This is a genomic window from Mycobacterium senriense (assembly GCF_019668465.1).
Taxonomy (GTDB): Bacteria; Actinomycetota; Actinomycetes; order Mycobacteriales; family Mycobacteriaceae; genus Mycobacterium; species Mycobacterium senriense.
The window spans coordinates 766,378-790,179 of sequence record NZ_AP024828.1 but is presented as its reverse complement, the minus strand read 5'-3'; the positions used below and the strand labels follow the sequence as shown (position 1 = coordinate 790,179).

22 protein-coding genes, 3 tRNA genes and 1 pseudogene are annotated in these 23,802 nt (G+C 67.8%); 16 read left to right on the top strand and 10 right to left on the bottom strand.

Annotated features, from left to right (window positions below; all coding sequences use genetic code 11):
• Positions 1-19 precede the first annotated feature (19 nt).
• A complete protein-coding gene (locus MTY59_RS03875) occupies positions 20-763 on the bottom strand; it encodes a TVP38/TMEM64 family protein (protein WP_221044497.1) in 744 nt (247 codons plus the stop codon).
• A gap of 132 nt (positions 764-895) precedes the next feature.
• On the opposite strand from MTY59_RS03875, the gene MTY59_RS03870 reads away from it, so the two are divergent.
• Complete coding sequence (locus tag MTY59_RS03870) at positions 896-2,011, top strand: T6SS phospholipase effector Tle1-like catalytic domain-containing protein (protein WP_221044496.1); 1,116 nt, start codon at positions 896-898, stop codon at positions 2,009-2,011.
• Between the two features lie 12 nt (positions 2,012-2,023).
• Entirely contained in the window at positions 2,024-2,605 is a 582-nt protein-coding gene (locus tag MTY59_RS03865; RefSeq protein WP_221044495.1) for a phospholipase D-like domain-containing protein, read from the top strand.
• On the opposite strand, the gene recD is transcribed toward MTY59_RS03865, so the two are convergent.
• The 4 genes from recD to MTY59_RS03845 all read right to left on the bottom strand — a co-directional run bounded on the left by recD (position 2,598) and on the right by MTY59_RS03845 (position 11,848).
• Complete coding sequence (gene recD / locus MTY59_RS03860) at positions 2,598-4,313, bottom strand: exodeoxyribonuclease V subunit alpha (RefSeq protein WP_431190729.1); 1,716 nt, start codon at positions 4,311-4,313, stop codon at positions 2,598-2,600. The genes MTY59_RS03865 and recD overlap by 8 nt on opposite strands.
• Positions 4,310-7,612 (bottom strand): exodeoxyribonuclease V subunit beta, encoded by a 3,303-nt coding sequence (gene recB / locus MTY59_RS03855; RefSeq protein ID WP_221044494.1) that lies wholly within the window; start codon positions 7,610-7,612, stop codon positions 4,310-4,312. Before recB ends, recD begins: the two co-directional genes overlap by 4 nt.
• Complete coding sequence (gene recC, locus MTY59_RS03850) at positions 7,612-10,899, bottom strand: exodeoxyribonuclease V subunit gamma (RefSeq protein ID WP_221044493.1); 3,288 nt, start codon at positions 10,897-10,899, stop codon at positions 7,612-7,614. The genes recB and recC overlap by 1 nt, the downstream gene beginning before the upstream one ends.
• An 82-nt stretch (positions 10,900-10,981) precedes the next feature.
• On the bottom strand, positions 10,982-11,848 hold the full coding sequence (locus MTY59_RS03845) for a cyclopropane mycolic acid synthase family methyltransferase (protein WP_221044492.1): 867 nt from the start codon (positions 11,846-11,848) through the stop codon (positions 10,982-10,984).
• A gap of 330 nt (positions 11,849-12,178) precedes the next feature.
• Between MTY59_RS03845 and MTY59_RS03840 the strand changes: the two genes are divergently transcribed.
• Genes MTY59_RS03840 through cynS form a run of 3 tightly spaced genes read left to right on the top strand, consistent with a single transcriptional unit; the run spans position 12,179 to position 13,974 of the window.
• Positions 12,179-12,694: a nitroreductase family protein gene (locus tag MTY59_RS03840; protein ID WP_221044491.1), complete on the top strand. Its 516-nt coding sequence runs from the start codon at positions 12,179-12,181 to the stop codon at positions 12,692-12,694.
• Between the two features lie 51 nt (positions 12,695-12,745).
• A complete protein-coding gene (locus MTY59_RS03835; RefSeq protein ID WP_221044490.1) occupies positions 12,746-13,495 on the top strand; it encodes a class I SAM-dependent methyltransferase in 750 nt (249 codons plus the stop codon).
• Between the two features lie 23 nt (positions 13,496-13,518).
• On the top strand, positions 13,519-13,974 hold the full coding sequence (gene cynS / locus MTY59_RS03830) for a cyanase (RefSeq protein ID WP_221044489.1): 456 nt from the start codon (positions 13,519-13,521) through the stop codon (positions 13,972-13,974).
• A gap of 110 nt (positions 13,975-14,084) precedes the next feature.
• Here cynS and MTY59_RS03825 read toward each other — a convergent pair whose 3' ends face one another.
• The 5 genes and pseudogenes from MTY59_RS03825 to MTY59_RS03805 all read right to left on the bottom strand — a co-directional run bounded on the left by MTY59_RS03825 (position 14,085) and on the right by MTY59_RS03805 (position 19,403).
• On the bottom strand, positions 14,085-14,564 hold the full coding sequence (locus MTY59_RS03825; RefSeq protein ID WP_221044488.1) for a hypothetical protein: 480 nt from the start codon (positions 14,562-14,564) through the stop codon (positions 14,085-14,087).
• Entirely contained in the window at positions 14,561-17,014 is a 2,454-nt protein-coding gene (locus MTY59_RS03820) for a molybdopterin oxidoreductase family protein (protein WP_221044487.1), read from the bottom strand. Before MTY59_RS03820 ends, MTY59_RS03825 begins: the two co-directional genes overlap by 4 nt.
• 59 nt (positions 17,015-17,073) lie before the next feature.
• Positions 17,074-17,769, bottom strand: a complete 696-nt coding sequence (locus MTY59_RS03815; RefSeq protein WP_221044486.1) for a crotonase/enoyl-CoA hydratase family protein — start codon at positions 17,767-17,769, stop codon at positions 17,074-17,076.
• Positions 17,766-18,619, bottom strand: a pseudogene (locus MTY59_RS03810) (hypothetical protein). Before MTY59_RS03810 ends, MTY59_RS03815 begins: the two are co-directional and overlap by 4 nt.
• Positions 18,620-18,689: 70 nt before the next feature.
• Complete coding sequence (locus MTY59_RS03805; protein ID WP_221044484.1) at positions 18,690-19,403, bottom strand: MBL fold metallo-hydrolase; 714 nt, start codon at positions 19,401-19,403, stop codon at positions 18,690-18,692.
• Positions 19,404-19,480: 77 nt separating this feature from the next.
• On the opposite strand from MTY59_RS03805, the gene MTY59_RS03800 reads away from it, so the two are divergent.
• From MTY59_RS03800 to rplK, 11 genes are all read left to right on the top strand, one after another.
• The gene (locus MTY59_RS03800) at positions 19,481-19,690 is read left to right on the top strand and encodes a type II toxin-antitoxin system VapB family antitoxin (RefSeq protein ID WP_221044483.1); all 210 of its coding nucleotides are present in this window, start codon (positions 19,481-19,483) and stop codon (positions 19,688-19,690) included.
• A gap of 79 nt (positions 19,691-19,769) precedes the next feature.
• Positions 19,770-19,842 (top strand) — tRNA-Thr (locus MTY59_RS03795).
• 52 nt (positions 19,843-19,894) lie between these two features.
• Positions 19,895-19,968 (top strand) — tRNA-Met (locus MTY59_RS03790).
• A 46-nt stretch (positions 19,969-20,014) separates the two neighbouring features.
• A complete protein-coding gene (gene rpmG, locus MTY59_RS03785) occupies positions 20,015-20,182 on the top strand; it encodes a 50S ribosomal protein L33 (RefSeq protein ID WP_003898538.1) in 168 nt (55 codons plus the stop codon).
• 76 nt (positions 20,183-20,258) lie between these two features.
• The gene (hadA, locus tag MTY59_RS03780) at positions 20,259-20,711 is read left to right on the top strand and encodes a (3R)-hydroxyacyl-ACP dehydratase subunit HadA (protein WP_415823056.1); all 453 of its coding nucleotides are present in this window, start codon (positions 20,259-20,261) and stop codon (positions 20,709-20,711) included.
• Positions 20,698-21,126, top strand: a complete 429-nt coding sequence (gene hadB, locus MTY59_RS03775) for a (3R)-hydroxyacyl-ACP dehydratase subunit HadB (RefSeq protein WP_221044481.1) — start codon at positions 20,698-20,700, stop codon at positions 21,124-21,126. Before hadA ends, hadB begins: the two co-directional genes overlap by 14 nt.
• Positions 21,127-21,129: 3 nt before the next feature.
• Positions 21,130-21,630: a (3R)-hydroxyacyl-ACP dehydratase subunit HadC gene (gene hadC / locus MTY59_RS03770; RefSeq protein ID WP_221044480.1), complete on the top strand. Its 501-nt coding sequence runs from the start codon at positions 21,130-21,132 to the stop codon at positions 21,628-21,630.
• A gap of 155 nt (positions 21,631-21,785) precedes the next feature.
• Positions 21,786-21,858, top strand: a tRNA-Trp gene (locus MTY59_RS03765).
• Positions 21,859-22,006: 148 nt separating this feature from the next.
• A complete protein-coding gene (gene secE, locus MTY59_RS03760; RefSeq protein WP_221044479.1) occupies positions 22,007-22,453 on the top strand; it encodes a preprotein translocase subunit SecE in 447 nt (148 codons plus the stop codon).
• 25 nt (positions 22,454-22,478) lie between these two features.
• Entirely contained in the window at positions 22,479-23,285 is an 807-nt protein-coding gene (gene nusG / locus MTY59_RS03755) for a transcription termination/antitermination protein NusG (protein WP_221044478.1), read from the top strand.
• A 46-nt stretch (positions 23,286-23,331) separates the two neighbouring features.
• Positions 23,332-23,760 carry a 50S ribosomal protein L11 gene (gene rplK / locus MTY59_RS03750; RefSeq protein ID WP_007767860.1) on the top strand — a complete coding sequence of 143 codons (429 nt, stop codon included), beginning with the start codon at positions 23,332-23,334 and terminating at the stop codon, positions 23,758-23,760.
• Positions 23,761-23,802: the final 42 nt, after the last annotated feature.

The window sequence follows — 23,802 nt, the reverse complement described above, 5'->3', positions numbered from 1 at the left end:
GCTCGGCGACCGAGGTTCGCTAGCGAGTTTCCGAATTCGCCTCTGGCGCACCGTCGTCCTCGTCGCGTCGCGGGTGCGCTCGCCAGTTCCGGTATCCGCGATGAGCGGCGAAAGCGCCGACGATTGCGCTGACGCACCACACCGCTATCGCCGCGTAGGCCAAAGGCGAGGACCGGTTCCCGATCGAGGCGCCCAGCGCGGTGTAGGCGAACGCGCGCGGGGCCGAGCCGATGAACGCGCCAACCGCCATCTGCCACAACGGAACTCCGAAGGCCCCGAACGCGTACGAGGCCAACGCATCCGAGATGCCGGGGACGAAGCGCTGCCCGACGACCGCCCACAGGCCGCCGCGTCCGATCAGCGCGTCCATGCGATCGGCCCGCGCCGCGCCCAGCAGCGCGCGTGCGCTGTCGCGGCCGGCCCGCCGGCCGACGAAACTCGCGACGATCGCGGTGCCCACCGTCGCGCCCAGCGTCACGAAAACACCCAGCAGCGGACCGAACAGCAGCCCACTGCCCGCGGCCAGTATCGAGCCCGGCACGAACAACGCACCCACCACCGCCGAGACCACCACATAGGTCAAGGGCGCCGCCGGTCCGGTCGCCGAGACGACGGACCGGATCTCGTCGATGTTGATCGCCCGCGCGACGGCCACCAGATAGAAGACCGTGCCCAGGAACGCGGCAAACACGGCGAGCCGCATTACGTGGCCGCGTCGCGAGGCGGGGGGCGACGTCGGTGCCAGACTGTCGTTGTCGTCCATGTCGACGACGATTCTTCCGCACCGGCGCGCATTTACCCCACCCGGCTATTTCCAACATGCCGCGGCGCCGGCGCGGTCGTCGTAGAGTGCCGCATATCAGCGAGTTGAAATACTTGCGAGAGGCCTTCGACAATGACCGAGCACCCTGAATCGCCCCGGGGCAAGCGCATTGTCATCTGTCTTGACGGCACGGCAAACCAAATCGGAGCCGGGAGTCTCACCAACGTCGCCAAGCTTTTCGAGCTGCTCGACAAGAACGACCCCACCACCCAGCTGACTTATTACGACCCTGGAGTGGGCACGCTCGCCCCGGCCGCCGCGCACTCCGCGGTCCGTCGCACGGTGTCGCTGCTGATCGAGCAGGCGTTCGGGATCGGCCTGAAAGACAATGTCGCACAGGCATATCGGTACGTCATGCAGCATTGGCGCCCCGGTGATTCGTTGTACATCTTTGGGTTCAGCCGCGGCGCGTACACGGCGCGCGCGTTGGCCGGCATGCTGCTGCGGCCCGGACTGATGCGGCCGGGCTCGGAGAACCTGCTGCCCTACGCGGTCGAGAAGTACGCCATCAACCGGGAATTCAGCCCAGACGAGTTCGACCGTTGGGCTGAGTTCGCCCGCGCGTTCTGCTGGCGCACCGACGGCGAGCCGCTGTTTTCCACCGTGCGCCAAAACAGTCCGAACCAGGTGTGGCATTACGCAGTGCCGGTGGCATATCTCGGCTTGTGGGACACCGTCAAGGCGGCCGGCTTCCTGCGGTTCGGCACCCTGAGATGGCCGTATACGCGTTCGCTGCCCAACGTGGCACGTATCCGCCACGCCGTCTCGATCGACGAGCGGCGCCGGCCGTACCGGGAATACCTCGTCGAGCGACACCCGCAGGGCCTCGAGGAGCGCTGGTTCGCTGGCGTGCATGCCGACGTTGGCGGAACGTTCTCCGATCACCGCCTCGCCACGATCGCGTTGAAGTGGATCACGGACGGAATCGTGGGTGAACTGGCGATCGATGGGGCGGCCTACCAGCAGCAGTGCTCCGTGCTCGAGGACTTCGTGGACGCGCCGATCCACGACAACGGCAAATTGTGGTTTCTCGTGGGGCGCCGGCGCCGGCCGATGGGCCCCGACGCGCTGGTTCACCCGAGCGTGTTGGCGCGCCGCCGCGACAACCCGGGCTACCTGCCCAGCCTGACCGCCGAGCAGCAACAGCTCAGCGTCGACCCGAAGGACTGGATGTCCCCCGCGTTGTAAAGGAGAACCGTCATGGCACTCAGTTCGCTCACCGACCTCGACCAGTACAAAGCCGCGCCGTTCCCACCCGGCTATCCCGACACCACGCGCACGTTCTACAGTCCGGTCGATCAGGTGCACGAGGCGCTCAAAGCCTTGTTGACATCGGCCAATAAAAGCATCGTGGTCGCGATGTACGGCTACGACGATCCAGAGCTGAATTTGGTTCTACAATCGGCGCTGAACAACGAAAACATCTATGTGCAAATGAGTCTCGACTCCACCCAGGCCGCAGGGAAATCGGAGCATGCGCTGCTGGTCCCGTGGCTCAATCACAAGATCGGCAACAGCATCGCCATCGGCCACAGCGAAAAGTCGGCGATCATGCACCTGAAGATGGTGATACTCGACGGCGTCGACGTCATCACCGGTTCGACCAACTGGTCCGCCGGCGGAGAATCCAAGCAGGACAATCAGCTCACGGTGATCCGGGATCCGTATGTGTGCGCCGAGGCGCGCTCACGGATCGACATCATCCACGACGGCATGCTGAAACAGATGGCCGCGCAGGCTAAATCCGGCACTACGCCGCAGGGTGGCTCACCCGTCACCTGAGTGACCGCAGCCGCTGCCGCAGCCCGGTGGCCCGCACCGCCCGGCGTTCGATCGCCGCGCGGACCGACCCCTCGGGGCCCACCACCCGCACCTTGGTCTTCGCCCGGGTCACCGCCGTGTAGAACAACTCCCGCGTCAGCAATCGCGAATCCTCCGGCGGTATCAACACCGTCACCTCGTCCGCCTGGCTGCCCTGACTCTTGTGGATGGTCATGGCATGCATCGTCTCCACCTCGCCGAGGCGGCTGGTCGCGAAGTCCAGCGGTCCGCTCGCCCCGGCGACGACCGCGCGCAGGCCGTCCGCACCCGCCACCGTCACGCCGGTGTCGCCGTTGTACAGGCGCAGGCCGTAGTCGTTGGCCGTCACCAGCAGGGGACGCCCGGCGTACCACTGCGACCAGGCCGGCTGGCCCGTCGCTTCGCCAATCCAGTTCTGCACCAGCGTGTTCCAGTGTGCCGCACCGTAGGGCCCCTCGCGGTGCGCACACAATAGCCGGTGCTCGTCCAGCGTGGCCAGCGCCTCGGCAACCGCGCCCAGCAGCGCGGCCGAGCGCAACCGCAGCGCGTGGGCGACCAGCACCTCGCGCAGCTGCTCGGCCGGGCGCTCGGAATCCACCCACTCGATGTGTTCACCGCCGCCCGCCAGCAGCCCCACGACGCGATCCGCGTCGCCGACCCGGATCGCCTCGGCCAGGGCGCCGATCGACGTGCCGAATCGGTGCGGCGTCCGCAGGGCGGCCACCCGCACGTCGTCGCGGGCGGCCAGCCCGTCCACCAGATCGGCCAGCACCGCGCCGGCTTCCACCGAGGCCAGCTGGTCGGGGTCACCGACCAGGATCAGCCGGGTGTCCGGCCGCACGGCTTCGACCAGCCGCGCCATCATGGTCAACGACACCATCGACGTCTCGTCGACCACGATGACGTCGTGCGGCAGCCGATTGCCGCGATTGTGCTTGAACCGCACCGATGTATCGGGCCGGGGACCGAGCAGGCGGTGCAGCGTGGTACCCGACAGCCCCGTCAAGCGCGCCCTGTCCACCGCGGCGAGCTCCTCGCTTCCGGCGGCCACCGCCTCGGCCAGCCGGGCGGCCGCCTTGCCGGTCGGCGCGGCCAGCGCGATCCGCGGTCGCGGCAGACCGGCTCGCTCCGCCTGTTCGACCAGCAGGGCGAGCAGGCGGGCGACCGTGGTGGTCTTGCCGGTGCCGGGCCCGCCGGTCAGCACGGTGAGCGCCTGCGTCACGGCGATCTCGGCGGCGGCCCGCTGTTCCTCGTAGCCGGGCGGGAAAAGCCGTTCGTAGCTGGACGATTCGACGGTTACCGGGGCCGCCGACAGGGCCAGCAGGTCGGTGCAGACCTGTTCTTCCTCGAGCCAGTACCGGTCGAAGTAGAGCAGGTCGCCCAGCAGCCGCAGCACCGGTGGCGCCTGAAGCAGGGCGCTGGCCCGCACCGCCGCCATCCAGTCGTCTTCACCGGGCCAGGGCAGCTCGTCGTCCGCGCCGACCTGGGCCGGCACCCCGCGCAGGTCGACGCAGACCGAACCGCCGCGCAGCGCGCGCACCAGCAGGGCGACCGCCAGTGCCACCCGCTCATCGGTTTCGCCGGTGAGCGCGGTAAGTCGTTGCGCCACATGGACATCGGCGGGCTCGAACACACCGGCATCGCTGAACGTGCGCAGCAGCCCGGTCGCGGACATGACTTCCACCGTCACGCGGCCACCCCCTGGGCGTCGAGCAGGTCTGACAGGGCCGCGATCAGCGGCCAGGGCGGCCGCCATCCGAAGACGCCCGCCGGATGGCCGTCGAGCACCGGGGTCTGCGCGCCGCACATGCCCCGCAGGAACAGGTAGAGCACGCCACCGAGGTGCCGGCTCGGGTCGTAGTCGCTCAACCGCCACCGCAAAAACCGATGCAGCACCGCGCAATACAGCAACGCCTGCAGCGGATAGTCCGAGTGCAGCATCGCCTCCGCCATCCGTGACCGGTCGTAGTCGGCGGCGGTCAGCGGTCGTTCCGGGTCGCCGAGTCGGTTGGTCTTGTAGTCGACCACCACGAAGCGGTGTCCCGCTCCGTCGGGGACGCGCAGCACGGCGTCGATCGAGCCGGTGAGGTAGCCGCGCAGCGACTGATCGCCGAGCCCATGCCCGGCGAGCCGGTCGGCATACGATGCCAGCACGTCATCGGTAGGCAGGTGTTCGCGCAACAGCGGCGCCAGGTCCGCCAGCCGAACCTCGGGCGCCGTCGAACGGTGGTCACCGCCGGCCAGGGGGATCTCAAAACCCAGTTCGCGCAACCGGTCTGACAGTCCGATCTGGCGCAGCGTCATGCCGTCCGTCAACGGGCCCAGCGGTGTGTCGTGCATCGGCACCATCGCCGCGGCCAGCTCCTCGGGGGTCGCGGCGACCGGCCACCACGCCGCGTGCGCCCGGATCTGCGTTTGCAACTCGGCGGCCAGGTCCGGGGCGAACGGGTCGGCGGTCTCCAGGACCGCGTGCACCAGTGTGCCGAACGTGGCCCCGGCCGGCAGGTCCGCCATCGGCGAGGGCACGTCCGGCCCGGATGCCGCGGACACCAACGGAATGTCGCCGGCTTCGTCGTCGAGTTCGCCGATTTCGGGTTCGCTGCTCACCCCGCTGGTCTGCGCCGCCCGGATCAGACCTGAGTAGGAGGTACGCCGCCAGCCGGTGTCGATGCCGCGATGGAAGTGGCGATTGTCCAGGCGTCCGGGCACCGCCTCGGCCGGCAGCGACGGGGCCGGCGCCACCAGCGATTCCTCGATGACCGGCCCGCCGGCCGCCTCCCACTCGCGCAGCCGGGCCATGGCGTCGTCGTCGGAGACCTTGGCGGGTTCGCACCGGTCCGGCACCACCGGCTCGCCGGGCCGGCGGCCGCGCAGCAGCCGCGACAGCCCGCCATTGGGTTCGTAATACGCCGGCGACCACCACGCCACCACCTGGGCCTGCGCCCTGGTCAGCGCGACGTAGGTCAGCCGGCTGTCGTCGCTGGCGTCCTCTTTACGCCCCAGCCGCTCAACGGCTTTGAAATCGGGGCTGTCCTTGCCGCCGACGTGCAGGCAACGCGTGCCGTCCTCGTCGTGGAACAACACCACGTCGCTGTCCTGGGTGTTGCGGTTGAACGCGAACGGCAGATACACGATCGGGTACTGCAGCCCCTTGCTGACGAACACCGTCATGATCTGCACGGCCGCGGCGTCGCTGTCCAGCCGGCGGTTGCGCTCGGGTGCGCCGCTGCGCTCGTCACGCTGCCGGCGCAGCCAATCGCGCAGCGCGGGCAGGCTGTAGTGCTCGCGGTGCGCGACATCCTGCAACAGCTGGGTGACGTGCGCCAGGTCGGTCATGTGCCGCTCACCGCCCTGCCAGGCGAGCACGCGATTGCCCATGCCCAGCAGTTGGGCGGCCTCGAAGATGGCCGCCACGCCGCGTTCGCGGGCATGACCGGCCCACTCCCGCAAGGTTTTCGCGATCCGGTCCGTGAGCGCGTCGCCGCCGGCCGCCAGCGTTTCGGCGGTCTCGCCGAAGAACATCGTCGCCGCGGCCGCGCGCACCATTCCGGGCCGGTGCGGCTGATCGAAGGCCTCCAGCAGGCACAACCAGTCCTCGGCGGCCTCGGAGGTGAACACGTCCGAGTTGCCGGTGTAGACCGCGGGCACCCCCGCCGCGCAGAGCGCCTTGAAGCACGCGTGCGCGTCACGATGCTTCTCCACGATCACGGTGATATCCCGGGCCTGCAGAGGTCTGCCGGCGAACGTGGCACCGCTGGCCAGCAGCGCGCGGATGTCCGACGCGAGATCGGCGCCGATGTGCTCGCGCACCTGGTCGATCGGCAGGTTCTGAACGCCGCGGCGCCCCAACGTCTTCCGCGCGACCACGCGCAACCGGAACGGGTCGTTGCGCGGCGCACCGACGAGGCGATGACCGCGGTGATGCGCGTCAACGTCGTTGACCACGATCGCCGGGTCACCGAGTTGGGCGCCGCGCAGCACCACCTGCAGCCGCTGCAGCAGCGCGGAGTCGCTGCGCCAGTTGGTGTCCAGCGTCTTGCGCTCACCCGCCGTCTCGGCCGCCCGCAGGTAGGTCACGATGTCGCCGCCGCGGAACGCGTAGATCGCCTGCTTCGGATCGCCGATGAGAATGACGGTGGAGCGCCCACTGAAGGCGCGGTCGATCACCTGCCATTGCACCGGGTCGGTGTCCTGGAATTCGTCGACCATCACGATCGGCCAACGTTGATGCATGCGCAGCCGGGCGGGGGAGTCGTCGGTGGCCAGCGCGTCGGCCAGCCGGACCAACAGGTCGTCGTAGCCGAGTACCCCGAGCCGGCGCTTGCGCGTATCCAGTTCGGCCAGAACATCATTGGCGAACCCGACGCTGGCGGCCGCCCGCGAATCGGGATCCGGATCGAGCGGGCACAACTGGGTCGACGGATTTTTGACGACCTCGCGGGCGAGCCGCAGCGCTTCGCGGTAGTGCAGCGCCGGATCGTCGCGCTCCTGACCGAAGTGGGCCAGGTACAGATCATCGACGATCTCGGTGACCAGGTCGTCGAGGCTGTCGAGTAGGGTCACGCCGGCCGCGGTGTCCCCGGCGACGCCGAGCGAGCGCAGCACCAGCTGGCAGAACTGGTGGGTGGTGGCGATCGTCGCCGCATCGAAGCCGGCCAGCGCGTCGCGAAGGCGCCGTTGGCGCGCCTCGCGCTGTTCGCCGGTGCCGTCCAGCAGGTAGGCCACCACCTGGTTGTCGCCGACCGTCGACGGATCCGCGAAAGCCTTTACGGCATCGACGATTTGGGAGCGGACGCGTTCGCGCAGCTCCTGGCTGGCGGCCCGGCCGAACGTGTTGAGCAGCATCTGGTCCAGCGTCGCGGCTCCGTCGGCGATGTACCGCGTGACCAGCCCGGCCAACGCGAAGGTCTTGCCGGTTCCCGCGCTGGCCTCGAGCACGGTGGTGGAGCGCTCGGCCGGCAGCGCACCCAACAGATCGAAGCGCTCCATCAGACCGGCTTCCGCTCGGCGCGCAGCATCGGCAGCCAGACCCGTGCGGCGTAGGCGCCGAGCCGGTTGTCCTCGCCGTCGCACTCCTCGCCCGGCCGCACGGGCTGCATCAGCTCGTCCAGCGGCGCGCCCTTGCCCCACGCCCGCGCGTGCGCCGGGGCCTGGTCCTCGCCCGGGAAGCGGTCGCTGGATTTCCATCGGTATCGCGCCTCGGCCACCGGGTCCTCGCCCTCATAGCGGGCGGCGGCCCAGGCGTAGGACGTCTTGATGGGCAACGGAATCGGCTCACGCCGTCCGGCGTCGTAGATCGCCACCAGCTCGCGCAGCACCTCGATGGCCTGCTCACCGTCGCGCGGCGGACCCAGGCCCTCGGTCCGGGTGCTGGCGCCCCGGCGCATGCGGCCGATGCACACCGCGGCCCAGTCGCGGCCGGGCTGGTGAGCGACCAACGTCAGCAACGGGATCCACGATTCGAGCAGATGCTTGCCGTCCAGCCGCGAATACGTCACCGACACCAGGCGGTCGTCATACACCGGCGACACCGTGCCGGTGAGGCGTCGCCCGCCACCGAGGTCGATGTCGACGTCATAGGCGGACGCGCCGTGCATATGACGAAGCGCCTCGCTCGCCAGCAGGGCGGCCTGGTCGCGGATTTCGGTGACCTTGCGCCAGCCCAGCTGACCCGGCGGCAGCGTGCCGCGCCGCCACTCGGCCTGCCGCGCGTCGTCGGGAGTCATCCCGCGCAGGATGTCGCCCAGCATCCGGTCGCCGACGGTCCACTCCTCGAGGCCGTCGATGTCGACGGGCATGGCGTCCTGCACGCCGTCGACGTCGTATGGCAGCGTGAATTCCAGTGCGCGGAAGAAGCCCTTCACCGGGTCTTTGAAGAAGCCGACCAGGTCGGCGAGGATGACGTCGCCGGCCGGCGGTGGCGGTAGCGGTGCCGAGATGAATTTCGGCTGTTCGCCGTGGTCACCGGTGGTCGCGCGCGCCGCGCGCAGCACCATGGGGTCGAAACTGAACGGCACGTCCGGGACGAGGCCGCCTGGGATGACGTTGCGAATGTCGAACGGCTGCAACGGATGTTCGACGACGATGCGGTCGCGCACCTTGGTCATGGTGGTGACGTCGAGGGTGTCCAGCAGTTCGGCCAGCGGCACCGCCGGCGGGCGCGGCTGGCCCGAATACTCGTTGGCGCCGGTGTAGGTGATCACCAGCTTCTCGGTGGCCGCGCCGATCGCGTCGAGCAGCAATTGCCGGTCCTCGGAACGGATGTCGCGTTCCCCGGTCATCGGGCGCCGGGCCAGCGCGTCGTCGCCGTCGACGATGCCGAGCCGCGGAAACAGCCCGTCGTCCAGCCCGACCAGGCACACCACCCGGTGCGGCACCGAGCGCATCGGCACCATGGTGCACACCGTCAGGGTGCCGGTGCGGAAATTGGCCCGCGTCGGGCGGCCGGCGAGGCGCTGGCTGAGCAGCGCGCGAACGTCGGGCAGCCGCAACGCGATGTCGCCCCGGGGCCCGGCCTGACCCAGCGTCTGCGCGAACTCACGCTGCACCTGACCGGTCTGCCATTCGTCCGCGTCGCGGACCCGCGTCAGCAGGGCGATACCCTCGGTGAGGGCGGCCAGCCATTCGGTCAGCGGTCTGGTCCCGGTGAGCGAGTCGAGGGTGTGCTGCAGCCGAGCGACGAATTCGGCGAACTGGCCGGCCAATTGGACGCGGTTGCTGCTGACGTCATCGAGCGGCAGCGTCGCGTCTATCCACGCGTTCGAATCGTCGGACATCGCGACGCCGGCCAGTATCCGGTCGATGCCGAAACGCCATGTGTTGTGCACGAAGTCGACGTGGTAGGGCCGCCGATGCTGCTGATCCAGCCCCCACCGGATGTTCGCCTGCCGGACCCAGCGGGTGATGGCCTCAAGGTCGTCGTCGGTGAATCCGAACCGGGCGCGCACCGGCGGGGCCTGGGCCAGGTTGAGCACCTCGCTGGCCGTCACCCGGCCGGCCGCCAGGGCCAGCAGTTGCGCCGCCACCCCCAGCAGCGGGTTGGTCTGGATCGGCGAGCGGTCCGCCAGCCGTACTCGCAGCTGATGGGCGGGATGGGCGCCGTGCACCACGTCGCCCAGGCCGAAGTCGGCCATGATCAACGGCGCGTAGGTCTCGATGTCCGGGCACATCACCAGGATGTCGCGCGGCTCGAGCGTCGGGTCGTCGGACAACAGCCCGAGCAGCACCTCGCGCAGCACGTCGACCTGGCGGGCCGGGCCGTGGCAGTTGTGAATCTGCACCGACCGATCGCCGGCCGCCATCGTGCGGCCGAGTGCGCGAACGGCATTGGCGGCGATGTCGGACTGCAGCCAGCCGAGCAGCGTGTCCGGGCGAGCGGCACCCGCCAGATAGTCGTCGGTCGCCGGATCCGCAGGCAGGCCGCGTTGCAGTTCGCGCAGGTCTCGCCCCAGCGTGGCGAGCAGCGGATGCGATACCGCGCGATGGCTGACGTCCTCGCGCCGGGGGATCGCGCCGCGGGTGCCGGCCAGCGCGCGCCACAGCTGATCGCTCGGGTGCGGTAGCCACAGATGCAGGTCGTGGTGCGTGGCCACCGCCTCCAGCAGCTCGATGTCGGTGCGGGTCAACCGGGTGTGCCCGAACAGCGACAGCCGGGGCGGCAGCTCGCTGGGCGCCTCCTGCAGCCGCGCGACGGTCTTGGCGTGGCGGACATGCGGCGGGTCGGCGTCGACCCGCGCGACCAGCGCCCGCCACAGCTCGGGCTGCCAGCGCAGGTCCTCGTCGAGATCGCCGGGGTCGCCGTTGCCCCAGTCGACGAGCAGCTGCGGGCGCTGCCGCGCGTAGGAGACGAACAGGCCGGCCAGCCGGCGCGCCACCTCGTATCGGCGGCCCTGGCGCAGCTCGGCCTCCGCGCCGGTGTGGAAGTGGCCCACGTGCATGGCCAGCGCGCGGCACCACGGCTCGTCCAGCGAGCAGTCGATCGCCTCGAGCAGCGGCCAGACCATGGCGTCCGGTGACCACGGGTCGTTTTCGGCGGTGCCGGTGATCTCGGCGATCAGCGAGCCCGGGCTGCGAAACGCCACCCCGGCGCAGACCCCGTCACCGCCGCTCGCACCGAGCACGTGCGACAGCCGCTGGCTGAGCCAGCGTTCCACGCCGCGCGCCGGGACCACGACGAGCTCGGTGGCGAACGGGTCGGCCAGCGGGTCGGCGAGCAGAGCGCCGAGACCGTCGGCCAACAGATCGGTGCGCTCGGCACGGTGCAGATGAAGCGGCATTGCGCTGTCACGATAAACCCGAACACCGACGCGGGTGGGCGCTTACGGCCCGGAGTGTGTCACCCGGCGGGCGGGCGCGGTGTTATTTGGCCAGCGTGAACTGGTTGACGTCGATGTATCCGACCCGGAATGCGTTGGCGCAGCCAGTCAGATACCGCATGTACCGCTGGTAGACCTCTTCGGACTGGATCTCGACGGCCTCACTGTGGCGAGCCCGCAAGGCCTCTGCCCAGCGGTCGAGGGTCCGGGCGTAGTGCAGTTGCAGCGACTGCCTGCGCTTGAGGTTGAACCCCATCTTCGACGCGTGGAACTCCACGATCTCGATGGCGGGCAACTGGCCGCCCGGGAAGATTTCGGTCGCGATGAACTCGTTGAAACTCGTCTGTTCGTCGGTCATCGGCAGGTCGCGCTCGACGATCTGCTGCGGGGTCAGCATGGTGATGGTGTGCAGCAGCATCACCCCGTCCTCGGGCAGGGTGCGGTAGGCCATTGCGAAGAAGTCGTCGTAGCGGTCGTAGCCGAAATGCTCGAACGCGCCGATGGAGACGATCCGGTCCGCTTGCTCGTCGAATTCTTCCCAGCCGTGCAGCAGCACCCGCCTGCTGCGTTCGGTGTCCATCGCGTCGAAGAGCTTCTGCACGTGCGCCGCCTGGTGCTCGGACAGGGTCAGACCGATGACGTTGACGTCGTAGTTTTCGATCGCGCGGCGCATGGTGCCACCCCAGCCGCACCCGATGTCCAGCAGGGTCATGCCCGGCCGCAAACCCAGCTTGCCCAGCGAGAGATCCATCTTGCGCAACTGCGCCTCTTCCAGCGAGATGTCCCGGTTGCGATCCCAATATGCGCAGCTGTAGGTCATGGTGGGGTCGAGGAACAACCGGAAGAAGTCGTCGGACAGGTCGTAGTGGGCCTGGACCTCTTCGAAGTGCGGCGTCAGGTGCTCTGCCACGGCGGATACCCGCCTTTCTGACTCGGGGCCATTCGGTTGTTCACGAGAGGGCTGCTCGATTGGTTCACCACGGCTTCCCGGAAGTGTGGCGATCAGACCCGAGCCGCAGTCCGGGCAAACTGGGTTGATTCGGCGTCGCATGGCCACCGCGATGTGGCCGCCCTCGCGGAAATATCCTGTTTAACTGTGGCCCAAGGTGTTTGGCTGCGTTGGCACCCGTCGACTCACACTTACCGGAGCTAGACTACGGGCGAACGCGCAATCCCTGCCTGGGAATTCACCCGATCCTACGCCGGTTTATCCGGGAAAACAGTCGCTGGAGGGAGCCAGATGGAAGCTTGGGACGCGCTCTGCGCACGTCGCAACGTGCGGGAGTACCAACCGAAGCCGGTACCGGCCGAGGACCTGGACCGCATCGCCGAAGCCGGCTGGCGCGCGCCTTCGGCCAAGAACCGTCAGCCGTGGGACTTCGTCATCGTCACCGACCGCGACCAGCTGGCCGAGCTGTCGACGGTCTGGCGGGGTGCGGGCCACATCGCCGGGGCCGCGGCCGCGATCGCCATCGTGGTCCCGGTGCCGCCCGACGAGCGGCGGGTCGTCACCGACAACTACGACGTCGGGCAGGCCACCATGGCGATGATGATCGCCGCCACGGACCTGGGCATCGGGACCGGCCACTCGTCGGTTGGGGACCAGGACAAGGCGCGCGCGATCCTCGGCGTGCCCGACGAATACCTGGTGGCCTTCCTGCTGGGCGTCGGCTATCCCGCCGATCGCCCGCTCACCCCGATCCGCAAGCCGAACCGGCGACCGTTCGCCGAGGTCGTGCACCACGGCCGTTGGTGATCGCCACCGCGAAAAACCTTCGGCGGCTTGTCGAGTCGTAAGGTGATGGGCGTGCATGACCACCAGGGCGATTACGGGGTCGACGGTTCCTTTCACATCGTCTCGGCACGCGCGCAGGCGATAGGCATCGGCGCTCAAGCCGCCGCCCTGGCCGTGTTCGCGGGTATCAGCTGGGGGCGCGGCAAGCGGCTGCAGGCCGCGTTGGCCGCGGTGTTCTCCGCGGGGATCGTGGGGGCGGTGGTCCTGTACATGTACGCCACCCGGGCGGGGAAATTCGTTGTCTGGCAACGGGTTCTGCGCGACCTGCGGCTCGCGGGCGACGAAACGGTGCTCGACCTCGGCTGCGGGCGCGGCGCGGTACTGCTGGCGGCGGCCAAGCGGTTGCCGCGGGGCCGCGCGATCGGCGTCGACCTGTGGCAGGCCGACCAGACCGACAACTCCGAGCAGGCCACGCTGGCCAACGCGGTGGCCGAAGGCGTCGCCGACCGCATCGAGTTGCACACCGCCGACATGACCGCGCTGCCGCTTCCCGACGAGAGCGTCGACGTGATCGTGAGCAACCTGGCCATCCACAACATTCCAGGTCACGCCGGCCGGCGCCGGGCGCTCGACGAAGCCGTGCGCGTGCTGCGGCCGGGGGGCCGGCTCGCCATCGCCGACCTGTGGGAGACGCGTCAACACGCCGCCCGGCTGGGTGAACTCGGCTGGCGCGACGTGCGCAGGCGCAACCTCGGCTGGCGGATGTGGTACGGCGGACCCTGGTTCTCCACGCGCTTGGTCACCGCGACCAAGCCGCAGTGAGATCCGGCGGGCATGCTTGGGCCATGAACAGAACCGAAATCACCGAACAGGTCGTCATCGCCCGGCTGCGCGAGGGCCTGACGTGGCAACAGCTGGCCGACGCGATCGACAGGCCGCTGATGTGGACCACGGCCGCGTTGCTCGGCCAGCACCCGATTCCGGTGGAGCAGGCCAAGGTTCTGGCGGAGAGGTTGAAGCTGGACGACTCGGTGGTGCCGGTGCTGGCCGCCGCCCCGATGCGTGGCGGCCTGCCCACCGCGGTCCCCACCGACCCCACCATCTACCGCTTCTACGAAGCCCTGCAGGTGTACGGCGGCGCCCTCAAGGAGGTGATCGCCGAACAGTTCGGCGACGGGATCATGAGCGCCATCAACTTCAGCGTCGACGTGCAGTGCAAGCCGCACCCGTCCGGCGACCGGGTCGTGGTGACGTTCGACGGGAAGTTTCTCCCGTATCAATGGGTCGAGGCGCAGGACTGACACGAGGCCGCCCGAGTGGCGTGACGGCACGGCGCGCGCGTGCCAGACTGGCGTTCGAGGAGGCGACGGGAACGCGGTGGCGGCCGGCGGCGGCCACCGCGTTCGCCGTTTCAGTTCATCAAGACTTGCGGGGAAAGCTCTTTGAGCATCGCGTTGGCCCAGCGCATCTGGCGCAACGTCTCGGGGTGACAGCGCGACGTCAGGCTCAGCAGTTCGGAATCCTTGGCGGCCTGCGCGCCCTGGGCCAGCAGCTCCCAATCCAGCGAGACGCCCGCCGACAGCTGGTGCAGCCGGCGCAGGTCGGCGAGCAGCGCCAGGGCGGGTTCGGGCCGGCGCCGCAGCAGCCCGCTCATCCGCGACTGCATAACACCGGTGATCACGCCGGTGTGCGGGTCGGCGGACAGGCGCAGACCATAGGGGCGGCCGTGCCGCGCAAGCTCGCCGACGTGCTCCTGCGACCAGCGGGCCATATCGCGGGCGAGGTGATAGATGTCCTGGTCGCTGTGGTGGCGCGCGGCCACCACGTTGAACTGGTGCGCCAGCTTGCGTTCGGAGCGGTGCAGCTCGCGGATCGCCAACTTCAGCTTCATGGCCGGCCCCCCGTCGAGACGACTTCGGTCACGGCGGCCAACGCGCCGCCCTCTGTCGCGGGCACCGACCCGTTGACCGGAGCGGACGCCGCGGTGGTCGGCGCGTATCCGGCGCCGTTTCGGCCGGGCTGCCCCGCCCGAACCTTGCGCAGTCGCGCGGCGGCCGTCTTGTAGGTCGGCTGCTTGGACGCCGGATCCCAATCGGTGAGCGTCATTTCGTTGCCGGCCCGATGATGAGTCCCGCTGCCGGTGTCCCAGTAGCCGTAATGGAAGGGCACGAACAGCACGCCGTCGCGGATGCCGGAGATGCGTGCGGCGCCGATGACGCAGCCGCGCGGCGTGCTCACCTCGACGAGATCGCCCTCCTCGATGCCCGAGCGGCGCGCGTCGCGTTCGGACACCTCTACCCACACGTCGGGGGCGGCCCGTTGAAGTTGCGGTGCCCGAGCGGTTTTGGTGCGGGTATGGAAATGGTAGACGGTGCGGCCGGTGGTCAGCGCGAACGGGAACTCGGGGCGGGTCCGCTCGTGCGGGGGCACGTATTGGGCCGCCTTGAGGACGGCCTTGCCGGAGGGGTTCATCGAGCGGTACTCGTCGGGCTGCAATGGGGCGCCGGTGATCAGGTCTTTGCCGTACGACTCGCAGTAGTCCGGTGCCGCCGAGAATTTCGCGTCGGCATAGAGCCGTTCGGTGCCATCGGGATGCTCTGTGTTGCACGGCCATTGAATGCCGCTGCCGCCGCGCAGCTTGTCATAGCTCAGGCCCGTGTAGTCGCACGGCCGGCCCGCGGTGCATTGCTTCCAGGCCTCGAACGCCGACTCCGGATCCGTCCAGGGCGGAAACGGCCGGCCGTCCTTGTCGCGGAAGTCCATCCGGCGCGCGTAGTCCAGGAAGATTTCGAGATCCGGACGCGCGGAACCCGGTGGCTCCACGGCCTTTTCGGACAGGTGCACGGTGCGGTCGGCGTTGGTGAACGTTCCGGTTTTCTCTGCCCATGCCGCGGCGGGTAACACCACGTCGGCCAGCGCGGCGGTCTCGGTCATGAAGATGTCCTGCACGATGAGGAACAGCCGTTGTTGCGACAGGATGTCGCGGATCCGCGGCAGCTCCGGCAGCGACACCGCGGGATTGGTGGCGGTGACCCACAGCATCCGCAGGGTCCCCTCCTCGGCGAAGCGGAACATCTGCATGGCGTGCGTGGGCGGGCCGTAGTGCGGAATCTGCAGGGGCTCCAGGTTCCACAATTTCGCCAACTCGGCGACGTGGGAATCGTTGGACCAGTTGCGGAAGCCGGCCATGTCCCCGTCGGCGCCGCACTCGCGGGTGTTCTGCGCGGTCGGCTGCCCGTTCATCTGCAGCACCCCGCAGCCCGGCTTGCCCAGCATGCCGCGTACCAGGTGAATGTTGTTGACCTGCACGGCCGCCGCGGTGGCCTGGTGGGACTGATAGAAGCCTTGCAGCACGGTGGACATCAACCGCTTGGCCGTGCCGAGCACTCGTGCCGCGTGCCGGATGTCGTCGGCCGCCACACCGCAGATCTCGGCCACGCGCTCAGGCGGGAACTCTTCGACCCGACCGCGCAGTTCGTCGAAACCGACTGTGTGCGTGTCGATGTAGTCATGGTCGATCCAGCCGTGTCCGATGATCTCGTGCAGCAGGCCGTTCATCAACGCCACGTTGGTGCCCGGCAGCGGCGCCAGGTGGATGGTGGCGTGCCGGGCCACCGGCGTGAGCCGGGGGTCGACGCAGATGATCGCCGGCGGCGAGTTGCCGGCCAGTCGGTCCAGCATCCGGGCCCACAGTACGGTCTGCGTCTCGGCGACGTTGTGCCCGTACAACGCAATGACGTCGGCATGGTCGACGTCGGTGTAGGACCCCGGTTGCCCATCGCTGCCGAACGATTCCTTGAGCGCCTCGGCCGCCGTCGCGGTGCACAGCCGGGTGTTCCCGTCGAGGTGATTCGTGCCGATCGCCCCGTGCGCGATGGCTCCCTGGGTGTAGTACGCCTCGGCGAACAACTGCCCGGAAGTGTAGAAGCCGATCGAGCTGGGGCCGTAGCTGTCGAGTAAGTCCTTGGTGTGGTCCACGACCCGCTGCATCGCGGTGTCCCAGTCGCACGGCTTCAGCTCGCCGCGGATCCTGACCATCGGTGTGGTGAGCCGGTCGGCCGAGGCGTTGGCCTGCCAGCCGAAGAGATCCTTCGGATCAAGCCGCCCGTGGTTGACCCGGTCGACGGCCCGTCCGCGCACCCCCACGATCCGCCCGTCCTTGACGGCGATGTCCAGACCGTCGCCGTTGGAATGCAACACCGCAGCCGATTGCACCCAACGGTCCACCGACTCGGCGGTGACCCCGTCGACCAGGTAGGTATCAACTCGTTCCGGCCACCGCGTGCCGGGTTCATAGGGAGTCCGGGTTCCCCAGGGGTTCGCGATGCGATCTATGGCCATTCCGGTGACTTCCCCGGCAGCGGTCGGCGAAACCCGCTCGCGCGGACACCCTGGGTGGCTCACACCCCGAATTCGGCTTCGATCCCGTCGATGCCGGCGCGGATGGCCGCCAGGCCGTCGGCGCGGGTGCGCAACTTGGTGGCGGCATGCGCGCGCTGGTGCAGGCCGGCGAATTCCCGCGCGGCCTCTACGGCGCGGTCGACCACCACCTCCGGCAGCACGATCTCGTCGATAAAGCCTGCGGCGAGCGCGGTTTCACCGAAGAAGGTCTTGGCCAGCCCGCTGGCCTGCTGGTAGGCCGACGGCGTCAACCGCAGCTTCATGATCTCTAACGCGGCATACGGGATCACCATGCCGATCGCGACCTCGTTGGCCTGGATGTTGTAGGCATGCGCGGCCACCCGATGATCGCCCGCCGACAACAGGAACGCCCCCATCGCGATGGCATGGCCGGTGCACGCCATCACCACCGGCTTGGGAAAGGACAACAGGCGATACGCCAGCTCGAACCCGCCGCGGAGCATGTCGATCGCGGGCTGCACCTCGCCGGAGGTCAGGATCTTCAGGTCGAAGCCCCCGCTGAACACCCGATCGTTGCCGGTGATCACCAGCGCCCCGGCGTTGTCCGCCTCGGCCGTGTCGATCGCGTCGTTCAGGGCCTGCTGCATGGTGGGGCCCAGCGCATTGACCTTGCCGTCGTCCATCTTGATGACGGCGATGGAGTCCTTGATGCTGTAGTGGACCGGGGCGCTCATCGGTTGCTCCTTGCCGTCAGGCGGGCTGGCTGTGGTGTTTGCCCAGGTCGTCTTCGGCGTTACTCCAGCGCAGGCTCACATCGGTGGGTTCGTCGAGTTGGCGGGTGCGCCATCTGTCCTGAGTTTCCCGGACCGCGGCGTTGATCCGTTCGATCTCGCTGCGGAACACCTCGGGGCGGGTTTCCTTGCTGGCGTAGTGGAAATAGGTCAGCAGGCCGCGCAGCAGCTCCAGTTTCTCCTTCTCCCGCTTCGCCAGGTCATGGGTGGTCATCAACTCGATGCGCTGGACGGGCGGCAGGGCGTCCCAGTCCAGCACGACGTCGGTGTGCAGCGGCGAACGCTCCCGCTCCCAGAACCGCCGGCCCCCCGAATGATCGGGCCGGTCGTAGTAGGTCAGGGTGCCGGTGAAGCGGGATTCGATGCCGCTGCCGATCTCGGCGCGGTCGAGCGCGGAATCCCACACCATGCGCCACTCCTGGCCGGGCGCCAGCACCGGCAGCTCGCGGGGGAGCCGCAATTCGATGACGTCGGCGTAGCCGTCGGTGGCATTCTCGTATTCGGCCACCGTGGGCGGATTTTCGAAGGAGAACCCGATGTCGTAGGCCGCGGTGCGGCCGAAGTTCCGGACGACGAGTTCGATCACGTGCCAGTCGGCCGAATGAGGCTCCATGAACATCGCGACCTGGGGGCGCGTCTGCTCGGCCGCCGCGCGGCGATTCCGGTTGATCTGGCTGTTGGTGAAGATCAGCGTGACGATCGCCAGGACGATTGCCGCCCACGCTGCCCACGCTATCCAGGTGCTGGACCCGACGTGCGTGACATCATGCCAGCTGTCCTGGATCCAACCCATGGAATCCACCCTCCGCTTATATCACAGGGGCGGTTGCCGGATGGCCGTGACCGAGCGATCCCCGGGGGGCTCAGCCGCCCATCAGCATTCGCCATTGATCAAGGTCCGAGGCCCGGTACACGTAGTTGGAACGCTTGACCTCCGAGAGCGAGGCGCTGGGCTCCGCCGAATACCAGTGGCCCGGAAAAACCGTCGGGTCACCGGGCAGGGTCGCGAGCCGCTGCAGGCTGCGGTACATCTCGTCGGAGTCCCCGCCGGGGAAATCGGTGCGCCCGCAGCCCTCCAAGAACAGCGTGTCACCGGCGACGAGCCGCCCGTCGAGCAGAAAGCACTGGCTGCCCGGCGTGTGGCCCGGGGTGTGCAGCAACTCGATCTCGATGTCGCCGATGCTGACCTTGTCATGATTCTCGTGGGAGGTCAGATCGCCCAGGCCTATCCCGGTGACTCGCGAAACCCACAGCGCCTCATGGGTGTTGACGTGCACCGGCACCGGTGTCCGCTCCAGCAGTTCGGCCAGGCCGGCCAGCGCGAACCCCATCATCGATCCACCCACGTGGTCGGGATGGTGGTGGGTCACCAGCACGCCGGACAGGTGCATGCCGTCGGCCTCGAGCGCGTCGAGCAGATCGCCTGCGGCGTAGGCCGGGTCGACGACCACGCAGTCACCGGTTTGCCGGTCGCCGATCAGGTAGGCGAAGTTGCGCATCTGCGTCGCGATCATGTCGCCGGCGGCGAAGTCGCGGCCGGAGAGCAATTGACGAAAGTACAGCCGGTCCTCGGGCACGTGACCAGACTAGGTCCCTGCGCGACACCGCCGTTTCGGGCCCGGTTCGGCCGGAACCGGGTGGGTACTGTTGGCGCATGAAGAAGAAGGTCGAAATCGAGCTGGACGTCGATCTGGTCGATGAGGCGATCCGGCGCTTCCATCTCCTCGATGCGCGCGAGGCCGTCAACCTCGCGTTACGGACCCTGCTCAACGAGGGCGATCCCGTCGAACAGGACGACGCCTACGACGAATTCAGTGATCTCGGTGCCTGGCAACCTCGCCGCAACGGCGGTGGAGCTCCCTGATACCCGTGGTTTGGTTCCGCTGCGAGCCAGGCTGTACCCTCTTTTAGGCCCGCGCGGAGGATATCGCTGCGGGTGAACGGCCCCCTTAGCTCAGTCGGTAGAGCGTTTCCATGGTAAGGAAAAGGTCAACGGTTCGATTCCGTTAGGGGGCTCGGCGGACGCCGAGCAGGCGTGGCGGCCCCGACCCGAAAAGGGGTGGCCAGAGGCGATGTAGCTCAGTCGGTTAGAGCGAACGACTCATAATCGTTAGGTCGCCGGTTCGAGTCCGGCCATCGCTACAACACAACAGCACAGTTTTTTTGAAGGAATCGAGAGAGAACCGTCATGGCGTCCAGTACCGACGTACGGCCGAAGATCACCTTGGCATGCGAGGTGTGCAAGCACCGCAACTACATCACCAAGAAAAACCGCCGGAACGATCCGGACCGACTGGAGCTGAAGAAGTTCTGCCCCAACTGCGGTAAGCACCAGGCGCATCGGGAGACACGCTAGCGGTCACCCGCGGGGCGTTTACTCCGATTGACTAGGTAGTTTAAGAACCGTGCCGTTAACCGAAAGCATCGTCGGGATGCACTACCGCTACCCCGATCACTACGAGGTGGAGCGGGAGAAGATCCGCGAATACGCGACGGCCGTGCAGAACGACGACGGCTCGTTCTTCGAGGAAGAGGCGGCGGCCGAACTCGGCTACAAGGGGCTGCTCGCCCCGTTGACGTTTGTCTGCGTGTTCGGTTACCAGGCACAGACGGCCTTCTTCAAATACGCCAACGTCGCCGTCCAGGACGCGCAGATCGTCCAGGTCGACCAGGTGCTGAAGTACTTCGCCCCGCTCAAGGCCGGGGACAAGCTGTACTGCGACGTCTATGTGGACTCGATGCGCGTGTCGCACGGCACCCAGATCATCGTCACCAAGAATGTCATCACCAACGACGCCGGTGACGTCGTGCAAGAGACCTACACGACCCTGGCGGGCCGTGCGGGCGAGGATGGAGAAGAGGGATTTACTGATGCCACTGCGTGAGTTCAGCTCCGTGCAGGTGGGTGACCTACTTCCGGAGAAGATCTACCCGCTGACCCGACAGGATCTGGTGAATTACGCGGGCGTCTCTGGCGACTTGAATCCCATCCACTGGGACGACGAGATGGCCAAGGTCGTCGGCCTGGACACCGCGATCGCGCACGGCATGCTGACCATGGGCATCGGCGGCGGCTATGTCACCGCGTGGATCGGCGACCCGGGTGCCGTGACCGAGTACAACGTGCGGTTCACCGCCGTGGTGCCGGTACCCAACGACGGGAAAGGCGCCGAACTGGTCTTCAACGGCCGGGTCAAGTCCGCCGATCCCGAGACCAAGTCCGTGACCATCGCGCTCACGGCCACCACCGGCGGCAAGAAGATCTTCGGCAGGGCCATCGCGTCCGCAGTACTCGCATAGCCGATGGCGCTCAAAACAGACATCAGGGGAATGATCTGGCGCTACCCCGACTACTTCGTTGTGGGGCGGGAACAACTGCGCCAGTTCGCGCTTGCCATCAAAAACCGCCACCCGGCCCACTACGAGGAAGACGCCGCCGCCGAACTCGGCCACGACGCGATCGTCGCGCCGCTGACCTACGGGACCATCTTCGCCAAGCTGGTCCAGCTGGACTTCTTCCGGCACGTCGACATCGGCATGGAAACGCTGGTGATCGTCCAGGTCGACCAGCGGTTCGTGTTCTCCAAGCCGATCAAGGCCGGCGACAAGCTGTGGGCCCGCATGGACGTCCAGTCGGTGGACGAGCGCTTCGGCGCCGACATCGTCGTCACCAAGAACATCTGCACCAACGAGCACGGTGAGGTGGTCATGGAGGGCTACACCACGCTGATGGGCCAGTACGCCGACAACTCCGCGAACCTGCGCTGGGACCCAGAGTCCGGCCAGGTCGTCAGAACGGCGTGATCAGTATTGGATTTCCCGTGCTTAGGGGCGATCAAGTACACTCGGTCGTCGGGGTTTTCCCAGCATTAGCGCGCTTTCCGTGAGTCGAGCAATCGGAGGGCGCGCGTGTCATGTAGGCCCCGGTAGGTAAGCGCAGGTTGGCCTGCCAACCGCGAAGGGGCGTAGCTCAACTGGCAGAGCAGCGGTCTCCAAAACCGCAGGTTGCAGGTTCAAGTCCTGTCGCCCCTGCTGAAGACGAACGTCCGCCGACGATGCAGGCCGGGACGGCCTGCGGAGAAAGCGGACGATGAGGGATGTGCCATGGTGGACACTGGAAGTATGTGCCGCCACAGATGGGACGGCTCTTGAGGGTACGAGCAAACATAAGGAGCATGCGGTGAGCGACGAAGGCGACGTTGCCAACGACGCCGCAAGCGACGGCACTGACAAAGAGGACGGCCGCGCGAGCGGCGGTCGGACGGCGGTGGTGACGCGGCCACAGCGCCCCACGGGCAAGCGTTCCCGGCAGCGGGCTGCCGAGGCCGGCGAAGACGCCGAGTCGGCGGACGACGTCGAGGCCGCCACGTCGGAGAAGACCAAGAAGGGCGCCAAAGCCAGGAAGGCCGCAAAGACCAGGGTCGGCGACCATCGGGTCAACCCCTTCGTGTTCGTCTACAACTACCTCAAGCAGGTCGTTGCAGAGATGCGGAAGGTCATCTGGCCCAACCGCAAGCAGATGCTCACTTACACCTCCGTTGTGCTGGCTTTCCTGGCCTTCATGGTGGCGCTGGTCGGCCTGGCGGATTTCGGCCTGACCAAGCTGGTGCTGTTGGTGTTCGGTTGAGCGAGTGACAGAGAGGACTCAAACCGTGACTACCTTCGACGGTGACCCGTCCGCGGGTGAAGCGGTCGACGTGGACGAAGCCGCGCAGGCGCAGGCCACGGACACCTCTGCAGCCGCTGAGGTCACCGACGCAACTTCCGACGAGACGGCCGAGGCTGCCGACGAGACGGCCGAGGCCGCCGAGGCGACCGACGAGTCGGCCGAAGAGGCCGACCCGGCCGCCACGCTCAAGGCGGAGCTGCGCAGCAAACCCGGTGACTGGTATGTCATCCACTCCTACGCGGGATACGAGAACAAGGTCAAAGCCAACCTCGAAACCCGTGTGCAGAACCTCGATGTCGGTGACTACATCTTCCAGGTGGAGGTGCCCACCGAAGAGGTCACCGAGATCAAGAATGGTCAGCGCAAGCAGGTCAATCGCAAGGTGCTGCCCGGCTACATCCTGGTGCGCATGGACCTGACCGACGACTCGTGGGCCGCGGTGCGCAACACCCCGGGCGTCACCGGGTTCGTCGGGGCGACCTCGCGTCCGTCGGCGCTGACGCTCGACGACGTGGTGAAGTTCCTGCTGCCGCGCGGCGCGACCAAGAAGGCCGCCAAGGGTGCGGCCACCACGGCCGCCGCCGCCGAGGTCGGCGGGCTGGAACGCCCGGCCATCGAGGTCGACTACGAGGTCGGCGAATCGGTGACGGTCATGGACGGCCCGTTCGCGACGCTGCCGGCCACCATCAGCGAGGTCAACGGCGAACAGCAGAAGCTCAAGGTGCTGGTGTCGATCTTCGGCCGCGAAACCCCGGTCGAGTTGACGTTCAGCCAGGTCTCCAAGCTCTAACCGGCACATACGCCGGGCGTAAACCAGGAAGGAACAGCACAATCTCATGGCTCCGAAGAAGAAAGTCGTCGGGCTGATCAAGCTTCAGATCCAGGCGGGGCAGGCCAACCCGGCGCCGCCGGTCGGGCCCGCGCTCGGTCAGCATGGTGTCAACATCATGGAGTTCTGCAAGGCGTACAACGCTGCCACGGAGAACCAGCGCGGCCAGGTCATCCCGGTGGAGATCACGGTCTACGAGGACCGCAGCTTCACCTTCGCGCTCAAGACCCCGCCCGCCGCCAAGCTGCTGCTCAAGGCCGCCGGCGTGGGCAAGGGGTCGGCCGAGCCGCACAAGACCAAGGTCGCCAAGGTCAGCTGGGACCAGGTCAAGGAGATCGCCGAGACCAAGAAGGCCGATCTGAACGCCAACGACATCGACGCAGCCGCCAAGATCATCGCCGGCACCGCCCGGTCGATGGGCATCACCGTCGAATAGCCCTAACTGTGGGAGGGCCAGCTTCGGCCCGCTTAGTAACCA